The following is a 13,951-nucleotide window of genomic DNA, read 5'->3' on the forward strand; positions in this document are numbered from 1 at the left end:
AACCCTCAAAGTATCCAAGTAAAGAGGCTAACCGGATCCAACAAAAAAAGCACACTCAAGGTGTGCTCTCTTCCGGAGATCTTTGATGATGAGGTTCATCTTTAGGCAAACGCCGGCTTCTTGTAATTCGCTTTCCGTTCGAAAATGACGGTGCCTTCCACTTCTTTGCCGTCTTCGGTAATGGCGATAACCTTATTGCCTTCTTTCGAAGCGCCGGCTGCCGACATCAAAGGCCGAAGACGGTGTAATCCTTTGCTACGGGACGGTCTGTTCATTAGGTATCGCCTCCAAACAGGTCGTTGATCGTGCTGAGCAGCTTCTCGTTCAGCTCGAGCTGCTTCTCTACATCCTCTCCGGACATGGCCTGTCTTCCGGAAATGTGCACGGCGAGGAGCAGATCCTTTCCTACAGGATAACATATCAGGTAGGTCTTGACAACGCGGTGATCGTGGAGCAGCACGAATTTCTCCAGACTCTGCAGGTAAGCCTCCACCACCTGGATCACGGGCTGCGTGCCCGATGGCTGCTCGTTGATCTTGAAAGGGTAGCTCTTCTTCTTCCCGACGTTCCCGGCAACCTGCTCCAGGCCGTCGCGATTCGCTTTCCAGACGGCGGCCCCGACCACATTGTAGCCCGGGACAGCCCGGTAAGCGCTTCGGAATGCATCGTACAGATGCTCATAGAGGCCGTTCGAGTCGTTCATCACCCGCTTTGCATAGCGGATAAAAAACTGGTGCAAATAGAAATCCGTCTCCATCTCGTCCGCGGCCGCCGCGAGCTCCAACCGCGCCTCTTCCAAGGCGGCGTAAGGATCATGGAACTTGCCGCACCTCTGAATCGTATCGCCGATTCTCATGCATGCGACGCTCACCGCCCGCGCAAGGCTGCCGTCGGCGCGGCCGGTTTCGTAGGTCAACAGCGTAAGCCCTTGCATGTCGGAGAGCAGGTGAAAATTCTGAATACGCTCGCCGCCGAAAGTACGTTCCGCGGTTTGCGGGACCAGGAAGAAGACGCGGCCTCTCCGCAGCTTCCCCCAGAACAGCCCCATCTCGAAGACGGTGTTGTCCCGGGGCGCAAGCACCAGTTTCTCCCGGTATAGCACGACATCGTCCGGGGAACAGATGAATACGGCATAATCGCTGACGCCAAGCTCCGCCTCCAAATCCTCCATCGTGTAGTTCATTGCGTTGAACGTGCCGGCGTACCAGGGCGATACCTCCGCATAATGGCGTAAGGCTTCATGAACGGCCGCTGCCAGCGGGATCGATTCTTTGGCGGAGCCGATAAACAGCTTTGGCTTCGATTGCAGATCCATCATGAAAGATTAGACGCTCCTTGTACTCCTGTGTGGCCCCGTTCAAACCGGAGGCATCCCATACCATAGCTGTGCAGTCCGGTCTTATATAAGGAGAACAGCCCAGTATATACAGATTTTGTTATATATTAACACAATGGGCGGAGGAGTAACACCCCTTGGCGGAGATGCAGGCGGCACGGGACCTGGGAAGCATTAGGCGTATCTTGCATGCGGGATATCGTCGTGATGGGCTTCAGCAGTACCCCGAAGGTGCGAAGCTCATGCTAGTGCAGACATCCGTCACGATTTTCTTCGGGTGCCCCCGATGGCCGATCACATCGGATAGCTTCCTCCCTCCGTATTTATTTCTTAAACTAAGGTTATCGGCACATAAATGTCACTATAATTAACATAAAAATGGGTGAGGAACACAAAAGAATGCTTCTTTATCTTGGAAGAGGAGCTGATTTGTACAAAAAATACTATGTTCCTTTTACACAATGCAATGAATATGTTAACTTATCTAACAATTATCCGGAGAATGCATGGCGATCCATAAATTTAAGCGATCCTAATCTTAGGAAGGAGTGGGGTTTATGGTACGGTATAGGAATGAGCGCGTCCCGCTGCACGAAGTGATGCCGAAGCTGGTGGCGACGGCGAGGGGAGACCTTAAAGCAAGTCTTGTCGTGCTGAATGCGAGACTGGTGAATGTATGCTCCGGCGAAATTATGGAAGGGATGTCCGTCGGGGTGCAGGGGGCGAGAATCGCATACGTCGGGCGCCAAGCGCATAAGCTGATCGGACCGGATACCCGTGTCGTGGATGCCGGGGGAAAATATTTGGCGCCGGGGTTTCTCGACGGTCACTGTCATATCGAGAGCACGCAGCTCACGGTTACGGAGTTTGCCCGGGCGGTGCTGCCGCTCGGGACGACGGGAGGGTTCTTCGATGCCCACGAGATTGCAAACGTCATGGGCCTCCGGGGGCTGCGGCTGATGCTCGAGGAAGCGCAGCGGACGCCGCTTGCCGCTTATATGCAGGTAGCTTCCTGCGTGCCGTCGACGGACGCTTCCCTTGAAACCTCGGGAGCGGTGCTTGGGCCCTCCGAGGTAGAGGAAGCCTTCGGCTGGGGACCGGATGTGATCGCCCTCGGGGAAGTGATGAACTTCCCCGGCGTCGTCTACGGCGACGAGCGCATGCTGGGCGAGGTGCAGGCGGCGCTGCGGGCGGGGCGGGCGGCCGACGGGCATTTCACCTGGGCCTCGGACGACGAACGGCTGATCGCTTACGCCGCCAGCGGCATCACCGGCGACCACGAGTGCGTGACGAAAGAGGATGTGGCCGAGCGGGTGAGGCTCGGCATGTATGCGATGATGCGCCGCGGCTCCGCCTGGCATGACGTGGAGGAGACGATCAAGGCGCATACGGAGCTGGGGCTGGACCCGAGGCGCATGATGCTGGTGACCGACGACCGGAGCGTGGAATCGCTTGTGGATGAAGGGCATATGAACTTCGTCATCCGCAATGCCATCCGTCAAGGCGTGAAGCCGGTCACGGCGATTCAAATGGCGACGATCAATACGGCCGAGCGGTTCGGCGTCGTGCGCGACGTTGGGACCGTCACCCCGGGCTCCTACGCCGATTTGGTGCTGCTCGAGGGGCATTTGGCCGACGTGAACGTAGCCATGACGATCTGCGGCGGCCAAGTGGTTGCGGAGGATGGGCGCATGGCGGTCGAGCTGGAGAAGGCGGCGTATCCGGAGGACGCTATACATTCCGTGAACCTTGCCCGGATGCCGGAGCCGAAGGATTTCGCCATTGCCGCGCCTGTGCAGGAGGGCCGGGTGACGGTGCGCGTGATCCGCGTGCAGGAAAATCACGTAGAGACGAAAGCGTCTACGGCTCAGGTCGAGATTCGAAGCGGACGGGTGGAGCTTCCGCCGCAAGGGCTGTGCAAAATCGCCGTCTTCGAGCGTCATCACCGTACGGGTCAGCATTCGGTGGCGCTGGTCGAAGGCATCGGCTTCTACCGGACTGCGGCGCTGGCCATGACGGTAGCGCACGACAGCCACAACCTGCTCGTCATCGGGAACGACGACGAGCGGATGGCCCAGGCGGCGGCGAAGGTGGCCTCGATTCAGGGCGGAGCGGCGCTCGTGACGGAAGACGGCGAGGCCGTACTGCCGCTGCCGATCGCAGGTCTCTTGTCCGACCGGCCATACGAGGAGGTCGCGGAGCATTCGCGGCAGCTGAGCCGCGCATTGCAGGAGGCCGGGTGCCGGCTGAACTACGCTCTTATGACGCTGTCGCTGCTGGCGCTCGTCGTGATCCCTGAGCTGAGGCTTTCGGATAAAGGGCTTGTCGAGATTACGCCGGAAGGCATCCGCAAGGTGGGGTTGTTTGTCGAATAACGGGCGGATCCGCATAAAATACGCCTCTTTTTCCCACGCTAACACGGAGTCCGATGTGGAAAGGAGGAGCCGAGACATGGCTCGATACGATTCCAGCCTTCAATCCCAGAATCCGATTTCTCAAGCCCAGAACTCTGAGAAAACGGCGCATCACGCGGTCACCCAAGCCCAGTCCCATCCTTCGCAGCAGTTGATTGAGCAGGCGAACACGGCCGTCGAACGGGCGGAGCGCGCGCTCGAGCAGGCGCAGAGCAGCGAGAATGAGCTGGCGGTCCAGCAGACCGCCGAGCTGCTCGCCGAGGACCGGGAGGCGCTGCAAAGCCTGACGCCTTCGGACGAGGCTTAGGCTGGCAAGCTCCGCTTCCACCGCAGTGCTTAGAGCGGCACTGCGGTTTTTGGCGTGAGCGGGAAGCGCCGGGAACCCCGGATTTTTTCAGTTGAGAAGACTTTATAAGTTTTCGTAGCTTATAGCTTCGCATCAACCTTGGTAAACGCACTGGTCCTAGTAAGACAAGGACGGCGTAGCCGTTTATCCTGGCGGCACGCAGAAATACGTCGGCTTTTACCCCATCACTCCCGTATGCCTTAAATGCCATCGCTCCGGTCCGTATGGTACAATGGAAGCAATACATGCCGTTCAACACAGGAGCGGCATACCTGACAACGTGAAGGAGGCGTCACGCAATGGCACAGCGTTACGAACCGTCGGTTGAGCTCGTTTGGGATGGGAAGGCAACCCTAGGAGAGGGCCCGGTATGGGATGCGCGCAGCGGTATGCTGCTGTGGGTGGATATTTACGGGAAACGGGTGCACTGGCTGGAGATCGTCTCCGGGGCTCACCGCAGCCTGCAGCTGGACCAAATGATCGGAGCGGCCGTGCTCCGGCAATCCGGGGGGCTGATGCTTGCCCTGGAGCATGGCTTCCATGCGCTGGATCCGGAGACCGGCGCGCTCGAACCATGGCATGATCCTGAGCCGAAGCAGCCGGGCAACCGTTTCAATGACGGCAAGTGCGATCCGGCGGGCCGCTTCTTCGCGGGTACGATGGACCGGAAGGAAGAGACGCCGAAGGGAGCGTTGTACTGTCTGGAGAAGGACGGTACGGTAAGGAAAGCGCTGGAGGGCGTCACGGTTTCCAACGGCCTCGGTTGGAGTCCCGACGGCCTCACGATGTACTACATCGATTCGCCTACCAAGCGGGTATTTGCCTTTGACTACGACCCGTCTTCCGGGGAGCTCTCGAACCGGCGTACGGTCGTTATCATTCCCGAGGGCGGGGGATTCCCCGACGGCATGGCGGTTGACGAAGAAGGCTTGCTCTGGGTGGCGCAATGGGACGGGTGGCAAGTATCCCGCTGGGATCCGTTGACCGGGGAACAGGTCGGCTCCATACCGGTGCCCGCGGCCAGGGTCACTTCGGTCGCGTTCGGAGGCCCGGATCTGGATGAGCTGTATATTACGACAGCCCGGATCGGGCTCGGCGAGGAAGATCTGTCCAAGCAGCCGCAGGCCGGAGGCGTATTTCGCTGCAAGCCGGGCGTGAAGGGGCTTCCCGTCGGCTTCTATGGAGGATAACGGGTTGAAACAAGCTCCCCGAACGGCCGGAGAGCCGAAGGAACGCTTAGAGGCCATGATCGCCGAAGTGAATCAAGGACTGCTTCCGGAGCTGCGCCTTGCGAGCGAGCACCCTCATCATCCCGTAACCGTGCACAGCGTTTCTGCTCCTTGGCAGCTGGTCGGAGCGGGCAATTACGCCGCAGTGGTGGAGCATCCGGAGTATTCCGGCCTTGTCGTCAAGGTGTATGCGCCCGGAAGACCCGGCATCGAAGCGGAGGCGGAGGTTTACCGCAGACTCGGCAAGCATCCGGCTTATTCGGAATGCTGTTACAGCAGGGTCAAGTCCGGCTTCTTGATTCTGAGGAAGCTTCACGGAACGACACTTTACGATTGCCTCCGCCAAGGCATTCCGGTTCCACAGAAGGTGATGCAGGACATCGATGAAGCGCTGGCCTATGCACGGAGGCTTGGGCTGACCCCGCACGACGTGCACGGCAAGAACGTAATGATGCGGGAAGGCCGGGGAATCGTGGTGGACGTCTCCGATTTCATGAACCCGGAGCCCTGTACGATGTGGAGCGACCTGAAGCGCGCATACAAGCTGCTGTACCCGCCATGGCTTCGGCGCATACCTGTCCCGGATCTGCTGCTGGACGTCATTCGCCGGGGCTACCGTCTGTTGAAGCGCCGTTAGTACCCGGCTCGCGCAGGAAAGCTCGGGCCGGGCGGCTGGTATGACGGACTTCTGTCTGCGGCCAGTAGATCTGATTCTGATGCCAGGGGTTTGTCCGCCGCCGGGTTCCTTGAACAGCGCCTGATCGTGATCGATCCACACCCCCCTCCACGCCCATCAGCGCCGCCGCCAACTTGGCGAACCGCCTGGCCAGCATGAACCCCGTACAGCTTCACTTCTCTGCCACAAGTTGCAGATTTGAATGAACACTTTGCCATAGGTATCCCGTTCCTCCAGCGGCTTCGGGGACGATCGATCCGTAGACGGCAACTTCCTCCGTTTCGCAGCTCCTCGCACCAGCGTATGCCCCGCCGTCCGGTAAAAATATAGGCATCCGCACCGCCCCGATGAAGGAAACAACAGGGAGCCCGGCGAACTTAAACTTAAGCAAGCCAAAGATCATGAAACTTTTTCATATACAGGAGAGCACGCTAATGCCGGACAAGCAGATTAACCTATTGATCGTGGATGACCGACCGGATAATTTGCTGACGCTGACTATGACGCTCGAGTCCACCGACTATCGGATCGTTACCGCGGCTTCGGGAGAAGAAGCGCTGCGCCGAATGGTTACTGAAGATTATGCCTTGATCTTGCTCGATGCCCAGCTGCCGGGAAGGGGAGGCTTCGGGACGGCAGAGCTGTTCCAACTCCGGGAGTGCTCAAGACGCATCCCGATTATTTTTATAACCGCTAATGGTGAAGCTGCGGAGCAACTCATGAGCGGTTGTGAAGAAAGGGAGGTAGATTACATCATATGGCCCTTTCAGCCGGAAGCGCTGCGGCGGAAGGTCCGGCAATTCGTCCGGATGGATCTGGACCGGAGGCGAATGAAGGAGCGGGAAGACCTGCTTCTCAAGCGGGCTGCCGAGCTGGAAGAGGCTAACCTGCGTCTGGAGGAAACGGTCCGCAAGCAGTCGCATTCGGAATCGGTGGGGCGGGTCATCGGCGAGACGTCTGCGGACGTCTTCCTGCTTATTCGCTCCAGCGGGCATATCGTATCGGTGAATCCCGCGGTACGGGCAATGTTCGGATATGAACCGGATGCATTGACCGGAACCTTGGCTTCGCGCCTGCTTCCCAGTACGGAAGACTGGTTTCCACTGTCTCCTTCCCGGTTCGGCCGAAGGCATAAAGGCGGAGTTGTTGTGGAGGAAACCGCCGTTCGGCAGGATCACACGATCTTTCCGGCGGAGCTGCAGGTCGGCAGGGTACAAGCGGAGGAGCAGGGGTTATACCTGATTTCCATCCGCGACATCACCGAGCACAAGCTGCAGTATATGCGGCTGGAGCGGTCGCTGGACCGGCAGATGAAGGATCTGCGCCGTGCAGGCGAGCTGCTGGAGCGGGAAATGCGGGAACGTACGCGCATCGCAGAGGAGCTGCGGCTGTCCTACGGCCAGATCGGCGATATTCTGGAGTGCGTCACGGACGCTTTTTTCGTGCTGGATAACGATTGGCGTATTCGATTCCTCAACCGTACGGCTGAGTTTCGGCTCGGCGTTACCCAGGAGCAGGCGCTCGGAAGGCTGCTGTGGGATCTCACCATCTTCGGAACGAGGGAGTATGAGTTCCTGATTCGGACAATGGAGCTGAAGGCGCCGATGCAGGATGAGTTTTACTCGGAGCGTGGTGACGGCTGGGTGAACGTGAGCGCGTTCCCTTCGGAATCGGGACTCTGTCTCTACGTGCAGGATACGACGGAACGCCATTGGATGAAGCAAAGCGCCATTAATTCGCAGGAACGGTTTTACAAAATCTTCAAGGCCAGTCCCAGTCTTATGGCCATTCATTCGCTGGTGCACCGGGCTTGCCTGGACATCAACGAGAGCTGGCAGCAGCATACCGGCTACACCTATGAAGAGATGGTGATGGGCGGCGTCGACCTGCTGATGGTCCATGATGCCGCTGGGGAGTACTCGCGCCCGGTACAACTTGGAACAGGGGAAGCGCTGCAGAACGTGAAGGTCCGTTACGTTACGAAGTCCGGTGAGAACCGCACGGGGCTGTTGTCTGCGGAAATCATCGATACGCCGGAGGACGCTTGCGTTCTGACGGTCATCACCGACATCACGGAACGGGTCGAAACGGAGCGGGAGCTGGCGCGTCTGGACCGGCTTCATGTGATCGGCGAAATGGCGGCCGGAATCGCCCATGAAATCCGCAATCCGATGACGACGGTCCGGGGATTTCTGCAGCTTATGGGCTCCAGGCAGGCCGTGCCGCCGAAGGATATGCTGGATGTCATGGTGGAGGAGCTGAACCGTGCCAATAGCATCATCAGCGAGTTTCTGGCGCTTGCGAGAAGCAAATCCACCGATCGGAAGAGACAGCCGCTTAACCGCGTCATTGCGGCGATCGCGCCGCTGATTCAGGCGGAGGCGACGCTGGCGGGGAAGTCGGTGCTGCTGGAGCTGAGGCCTTGTCCGGAGCTCGAGCTGGACGAGAAGGAAATTCGCCAGCTGATCCTCAATCTCGCCTTGAACGGACTGGAAGCGATGGAGGCCGGGGGGCAGCTGAGCATCTCGACATGCTGCGAAGGCGATTGCGTGATGCTGGAGGTCGGCGACCAAGGCTCCGGCATGAATCCGGAGGTGCTCGGCAAGCTGGGGACGCCTTTCTTTACGACGAAAGAACAGGGCACCGGCCTGGGGCTGGCAGTCTGCTTCAGCATTGCAGCGCGGCATCAGGCGAAGCTGACCTGCCGGACCGGCAGGGAGGGGACCGTGTTCACTCTGCGCCTGCCGATGAATGGCGCCCCTTCGCCGGATATCCATGCATAGGATGCGCGCCTTTTTCCAATAGTAACTACGAATATGGGAAAAAGGATGTGTTTTGTGGACACGGTTCAGCTGGAGGATCACTAAAGCCTGCGGATTGCCTGCAACCGGTCATGTAGCGATCCAAGGTTCATTACAAACGAACCGCGGTTCGTTAACGAAAAGCAGCTTCTGCGAATTGTCACCTTTCGGAACACTAACGATGGGTTTCCATCAAGATCAACCATTCTCTAAAAGGAGCCACAACGTCATGTCCAAGAGCTTAACGCAAGTTCTGAATACGCAGATTGCGAACTGGAGCCTGCTATTCATCAAGCTCCACAATTATCACTGGTACGTCAAAGGCCCTCAGTTCTTCACGCTGCATCTCAAATTCGAGGAGCTGTATACCGAAGCGGCGCTGCATGTCGATAATCTGGCGGAGCGGCTGCTCGCGCTGAAGGGCGAGCCGGTCGCAACGATGCGGGGCATTCTGGAGCAGGCAACCGTTCAGGAAGCCTCGGGAACCGAGAATGCGGAACAAATGGTTCGCACCCTGGTTGCCGACTTCGGCACCGTGATCGGGGAGCTGAAGGAAGGCATGGCCATCGCCGGAGAAGCGAACGACGAGACGACCGGCGATATGCTGCTGGCCATTCACAGCTCGCTGGAGAAGCACGTCTGGATGCTGGAATCGTTCCTCGGCAAGTAAAGACAGTTATCGGGGCACCGCTTCGTCATGAGCGGTGTCTATTTTTAATTGATAAAATTTATAAGTTTTCGTAACTTATAGCTTCGCATCAACCTTGGCAAACGCGCTGGTCCTTGTAAGACAAGGACGGCGTAGCCGTTTATCCTTGCGGCACAGAGAACCGGGAATCCGGCTTCTTTGGATGAGCTCCGATAGGGGCTTTTATCGCAAAAAATACAAGCGGACAAGGAGAATGAGGGCCCTGCGGATTGCCGAAATTCCTACGTCCATAGGTCATGTCCGATGCCTTGTCTCTGCCAAAATCCGCCAAGTCCCCCGGCCATCAGCCCGGACGGCCCGATTGCTATATTCATAGAATAGAGCAAGCATAGCCAGAATGAGGCGGCGGGCTCGGGAAGAGAAAGTTCTTCACGGCCGCAGCCGTTCGGCAAGGAGGAGACCCGGAATGGAGGCGGAGTACAGGGAAGGAGAGCGGCTGATCAAGGTGGAGACGCGGCTGGAGAACATTGAAGTCGCCTTAACCCGATTGGAAGAAAAGCTGGACAAATGGCACGGCAACTATGTCACCCGCATCGAGGTGGCGGAGATGCTTCGGGCCCGCGACGAGAGGATTGCCTGGCTGGAGAAGGAACGGATGGCCAGCAAGCAGGCTTATCCGAGCTGGATCAATATCTTGATCGCCTTTGCCGCGCTGATCGTGACATGGTTTCATAATAAATAAAGCCGTGCCGGCCGGGTACGGCTTATTTTGGTTGATAAGACATTATAAATTTTTGCAGCTTATAGCTTCGCATCAACCTTGATAAACGCGCTGACCCTTGTAAGACAAGGACGGCGTAGCCGTTTATCCTGGAGCGTAGAGCGGCCGGGCGTTTAACTTACCGTACGATTTTCGGTATAATGAAGGACAAAAAAACCGTACGACCTACGGACAGAACGGAGTTCATCGACTATGCAGGAAGTAGCGCAAATCATTCGGCGGTTGACCGGGGAGCAATCTCTGATTCAAGCGACCCTGAGCCAGGTGAGGAAGCCGGAGCCCGGCGGCTGCACTAAGATTACAATCAAGCCGGTGGAATTGAAGGGGCAGCGCTTGTATCAATTCAGCTCGTTCTGCGGGCCGAAGGTGTTTCATGAGAACTTTGCGGCGGAAGCGGCGGCGGACAAGCTGGAGGTGCTGCTGTCGGAGCAGTTCCGTCAGGCGCTGCTCCAAACCGCGGAAGCGGACTATCAGGTGCTGATCAGCAAGAAGGGCAAGGCGGGAGTACTGAAGAAGCCGCCGACCAAGAAAGTCCCGGTCACGCTGGAGCATAACCGGCGCAAAAACTACACCATCGAGGAAGGCCGTCCGGTGCCGTTTCTGGTGGAGCTCGGGATCATGAATGAGGAAGGGAAGGTGTTGGCGAAGAAATACGACAAGTTCCGTCAGATCAACCGGTTCGTGGAGCTGATCGCCGATGCGGCGCCCTACCTGGCGAGAGGACGGAAGCTGAACATCGTCGATTTCGGCTGCGGCAAGTCGTACCTGACGTTTGCGTTGTATCACTATTTGAAGGAAGTGCAGGGCTTCGACATCCGCGTGATCGGCCTCGATCTGAAAGAGGACGTCATCGCGCACTGTTCGGGCCTGGCCGAGAAATTCGGCTACGGCGACCTGCAGTTCCTTGTCGGCGATATCGCCCAATACGAGGGGCTGGACCGGGTTGACATGGTCGTCACGCTGCATGCTTGCGATACGGCGACGGATGCGGCGCTGGAAAAGGCGGTCCGCTGGGGGGCCGACGTGATCTTGTCCGTGCCGTGCTGCCAGCACGAGCTGTTCCGGCAGGTGGACAGTGAGGTGCTCGGGCCGCTGCTGCAGCACGGCATCCTGAAGGAGCGTTTCTCCGCGCTAGCCACCGATGCGATCCGCGCGAAGCTGCTGGACATCGTCGGCTATAAGACGCAGCTGCTGGAGTTCATCGACATGGAGCATACGCCGAAAAACATCCTGATCCGTGCGGTCAAGGGCAAGCCGCTGCCGGCCAAGGAGCGGGAGAGGCTTGTGCGCGGCTACGAGGCGTTCCGCGATTTTCTGGGAGCGAAGCCGTATTTGGAGCGGGCGCTGGCCCCCGAGCTGAAGCCGCTGTTTGCGGAGACCTGACTTAAGGCCCATTGAATGGAATCACGGGGCTTGGCCCCTTGGTTTCAGAACGGAAGGTTGACCGGCTATGCTACAATGGTCTCAATGGTACCTTGGAGAATGGAGCTGCAGCAAGTGGGATACGTATTATTGTTTTTAGCAACGCTATCTTGGAGCTTTGTGGGCGTTCTGGTCAAATCCGTCTCGTTCATGCTGGACAGCACGTCCATCACGTTCCTGCGGTTCGCGATCGGGGTATTATTCTTGGGAGGCTTCCTTTGGATCAAGGACCGCGCCCTGCGTCTGAGCTGGGATAACAGGTGGATCTGGATCGGGGCGGTTGGGAAATGCTGCAATTATTTCTTTGAGAATATGGCGCTGTCAAAAGGGTACTCCTACGGCAACATTCTGGTCGGTCCCGTGCAAACGGTCATTCTGCTGATGTTATCGGCGTTCTGGTTCAAGGAGCGGATCGGACCGAAGGGCTGGTTCGCTGCGGCGCTGTGCGTAGGCGGGGTGCTGCTCATCAGCTGGAACGGCCTGCCGCTTGCCGTCTTCCTGCAGGGGCATGCGGCGATTACCTTCTTATATGTCGTCTCCGCCATCGGGGCGGCGTTCCACGTGCTCAGCCAGAAGATGCTGATCCGGTCCATGGATGCGGGCAATATGAATTTTTCCGTCTTCTTCTGGTGCAGCCTGCTGATGGCGCTGCCTCTTCCGGCGCAAGCCCATATGACGGGTCCGGTTCAGATTGTGCCGCTGCTTGCGGTGACCGGGCTCGGGCTCATTACCGGTCTCAGTTTCTATTGGTTCAGCCAGGCGCTGACCCGCGTCTCCTTCCCGGTAGCGATCATCGTAAGCAACAGCGGTGTACTGTTTACGATCGTGTGGGCGTACCTGATTTATCACGACCCCGTTACGCCGTATATTGTCGGCGGGGCGGCCGTGTTCGTATCCGGCCTTGTACTGCTCAATTTGCCTGTACGGAAGCCGGCCGCTAGGGTTCGGCAGGAAAGGGGAGCATCCGTATCTTAGGAGGTGAGAGGATGGAAGAGGAGCCATCGATCGTCACTGGCTTGCCGCCCGTCGTCTTTTCCGGGGCCCGCTTGCTGATTCTAGGCTCGATGCCTGGTGAAGCCTCGCTGCAGATGCGGCAGTATTACGGAAATCCGCGCAATCATTTCTGGCGTCTTATGTATGCTCTGCTGGACGGTGGAGGAGTACCGGATGCGGATTACGAAGCGCGTCTCTGGTTTCTTCGGTCGCGGGGGGTTGCTTTGTGGGACGTGCTGCAGACGTGCGAGCGGCAGGGAAGCCTGGATTCTGCGATCCGGCGGCCGAGGGCAAACGATTTTGCGGCCTTGTTCGGGGCGTATCCGGGTATCCGGCATGTCTTCTTCAACGGAAACGCGGCGGCGGATTTGTTCCGGCGTCATGCGGCGGCGGCCGCAGCAATGCATGCGGCAAGCTATGCGCAGCTTCCGTCCTCCAGCCCCGCCCGGGCGATGGCCTTTGAGGCGAAGCTGGCGGCTTGGCAGCCGCTTCGGGAGGCGTGGAAGGAAGGCGGAGCGTAACTTCGGCGGGCCGTCTTAACCGGGAACAGACATTGCAGGACGTCCTGCCTGAAGCTGTCGCAAACGATATTGTGCTTGCCGGGGCACGGTCTTCCTGCAGCATTGAACTACCGGAGAGCGGCTTCCCTCAGGGGTGCGAGAAGCTTCTCGTCATGCTCCGCCTCCGGATTGATTTCATTGGATACGAACTGTGTGATGCGATTCCCGGTAAAGGTGCAGAAATGGTCGTAGCACCGCGAATCGTTCAGCAGGAGGGGGAGGAACAGGGGGATATTCGCCGCCACCCCCTGATTGCTCGGATGCAGGATCCAGTCGATCGCCTTCCAGTCCAGCAAGCCTTCCTCGGTAGGTCTCGGCGTAGGATACGGGAACGAAGGCGCGACCTCGCCCAAGTAAGTGTACATTCCCCCGTAACGGCTCCCGTCCGTCAGCCACGTGACCAGCCCTTTGAAGCGGACCGAGGCGAGCTCAATGCCGGTCTCCTCGCGAATTTCCCTCAGAATCGACCGGTCCGGCGTTTCCCCCGGCTCCAGCTTCCCGCCCACGCCATTCCATATGCCCATCCAAGGCGCGCGTTCCCGGTTCAACAGCAGCAGCTCATCGCCTCGCTTAATGAAACAAATCGTATATTTCAGCATAGTTCCTCCTGCAGTCTCTGCCCGGGGCCGAATGACCGTTCTCTCTAAAAATTCGGTGAATACAAAGCCGCTGCGCAAGCGGATCCTTTTTCCGAACGCTTCGTCCCCGAATACTTGGGTTAGATCACCCTAAAGGCGAACGCAT

General features: G+C 58.3%; 13 protein-coding genes. 10 read left to right on the top strand and 3 right to left on the bottom strand.

What is annotated here, in order from left to right:
* Nucleotides 1-101 precede the first annotated feature (101 nt).
* Both O9H85_RS19240 and O9H85_RS19245 read right to left on the bottom strand, forming a co-directional pair.
* Nucleotides 102-275 carry a hypothetical protein gene (locus tag O9H85_RS19240; RefSeq protein ID WP_269883038.1) on the bottom strand — a complete coding sequence of 58 codons (174 nt, stop codon included), beginning with the start codon at nucleotides 273-275 and terminating at the stop codon, nucleotides 102-104.
* A complete protein-coding gene (locus O9H85_RS19245; RefSeq protein WP_269883039.1) occupies nucleotides 275-1,318 on the bottom strand; it encodes a nucleotide-binding protein in 1,044 nt (347 codons plus the stop codon). Before O9H85_RS19245 ends, O9H85_RS19240 begins: the two co-directional genes overlap by 1 nt.
* A 575-nt stretch (nucleotides 1,319-1,893) precedes the next feature.
* On the opposite strand from O9H85_RS19245, the gene ade reads away from it, so the two are divergent.
* From ade to O9H85_RS19295, 10 genes are all read left to right on the top strand, one after another.
* On the top strand, nucleotides 1,894-3,711 hold the full coding sequence (gene ade, locus O9H85_RS19250) for an adenine deaminase (protein ID WP_269883040.1): 1,818 nt from the start codon (nucleotides 1,894-1,896) through the stop codon (nucleotides 3,709-3,711).
* Between the two features lie 76 nt (nucleotides 3,712-3,787).
* Nucleotides 3,788-4,057, top strand: a complete 270-nt coding sequence (locus O9H85_RS19255) for a hypothetical protein (RefSeq protein WP_269883041.1) — start codon at nucleotides 3,788-3,790, stop codon at nucleotides 4,055-4,057.
* Between the two features lie 338 nt (nucleotides 4,058-4,395).
* On the top strand, nucleotides 4,396-5,286 hold the full coding sequence (locus tag O9H85_RS19260; protein ID WP_269883042.1) for an SMP-30/gluconolactonase/LRE family protein: 891 nt from the start codon (nucleotides 4,396-4,398) through the stop codon (nucleotides 5,284-5,286).
* A 4-nt stretch (nucleotides 5,287-5,290) separates the two neighbouring features.
* Nucleotides 5,291-5,962 carry a serine/threonine protein kinase gene (locus O9H85_RS19265; RefSeq protein ID WP_409348168.1) on the top strand — a complete coding sequence of 224 codons (672 nt, stop codon included), beginning with the start codon at nucleotides 5,291-5,293 and terminating at the stop codon, nucleotides 5,960-5,962.
* Nucleotides 5,963-6,435: 473 nt separating this feature from the next.
* Nucleotides 6,436-8,784 (top strand): PAS domain S-box protein, encoded by a 2,349-nt coding sequence (locus tag O9H85_RS19270; RefSeq protein WP_269883043.1) that lies wholly within the window; start codon nucleotides 6,436-6,438, stop codon nucleotides 8,782-8,784.
* Nucleotides 8,785-9,031: 247 nt separating this feature from the next.
* Nucleotides 9,032-9,472, top strand: a complete 441-nt coding sequence (locus O9H85_RS19275; protein ID WP_269883044.1) for a Dps family protein — start codon at nucleotides 9,032-9,034, stop codon at nucleotides 9,470-9,472.
* A 445-nt stretch (nucleotides 9,473-9,917) separates the two neighbouring features.
* The gene (locus tag O9H85_RS19280) at nucleotides 9,918-10,193 is read left to right on the top strand and encodes a hypothetical protein (protein WP_269883045.1); all 276 of its coding nucleotides are present in this window, start codon (nucleotides 9,918-9,920) and stop codon (nucleotides 10,191-10,193) included.
* A gap of 231 nt (nucleotides 10,194-10,424) precedes the next feature.
* Nucleotides 10,425-11,615, top strand: coding sequence for a class I SAM-dependent methyltransferase (locus tag O9H85_RS19285; protein WP_269883046.1), 1,191 nt, complete (start codon nucleotides 10,425-10,427; stop codon nucleotides 11,613-11,615).
* 114 nt (nucleotides 11,616-11,729) lie between these two features.
* Nucleotides 11,730-12,629: a DMT family transporter gene (locus tag O9H85_RS19290; protein WP_269883047.1), complete on the top strand. Its 900-nt coding sequence runs from the start codon at nucleotides 11,730-11,732 to the stop codon at nucleotides 12,627-12,629.
* Nucleotides 12,630-12,640: 11 nt separating this feature from the next.
* Nucleotides 12,641-13,168 (top strand): DNA-deoxyinosine glycosylase, encoded by a 528-nt coding sequence (locus O9H85_RS19295; protein WP_269883048.1) that lies wholly within the window; start codon nucleotides 12,641-12,643, stop codon nucleotides 13,166-13,168.
* Between the two features lie 107 nt (nucleotides 13,169-13,275).
* On the opposite strand, the gene O9H85_RS19300 is transcribed toward O9H85_RS19295, so the two are convergent.
* Nucleotides 13,276-13,806: an NUDIX hydrolase gene (locus O9H85_RS19300; RefSeq protein WP_269883049.1), complete on the bottom strand. Its 531-nt coding sequence runs from the start codon at nucleotides 13,804-13,806 to the stop codon at nucleotides 13,276-13,278.
* Nucleotides 13,807-13,951: the final 145 nt, after the last annotated feature.

This window comes from Paenibacillus gyeongsangnamensis (assembly GCF_027533625.1).
GTDB classification, from domain to species: Bacteria; Bacillota; Bacilli; order Paenibacillales; family NBRC-103111; genus Paenibacillus_G; species Paenibacillus_G gyeongsangnamensis.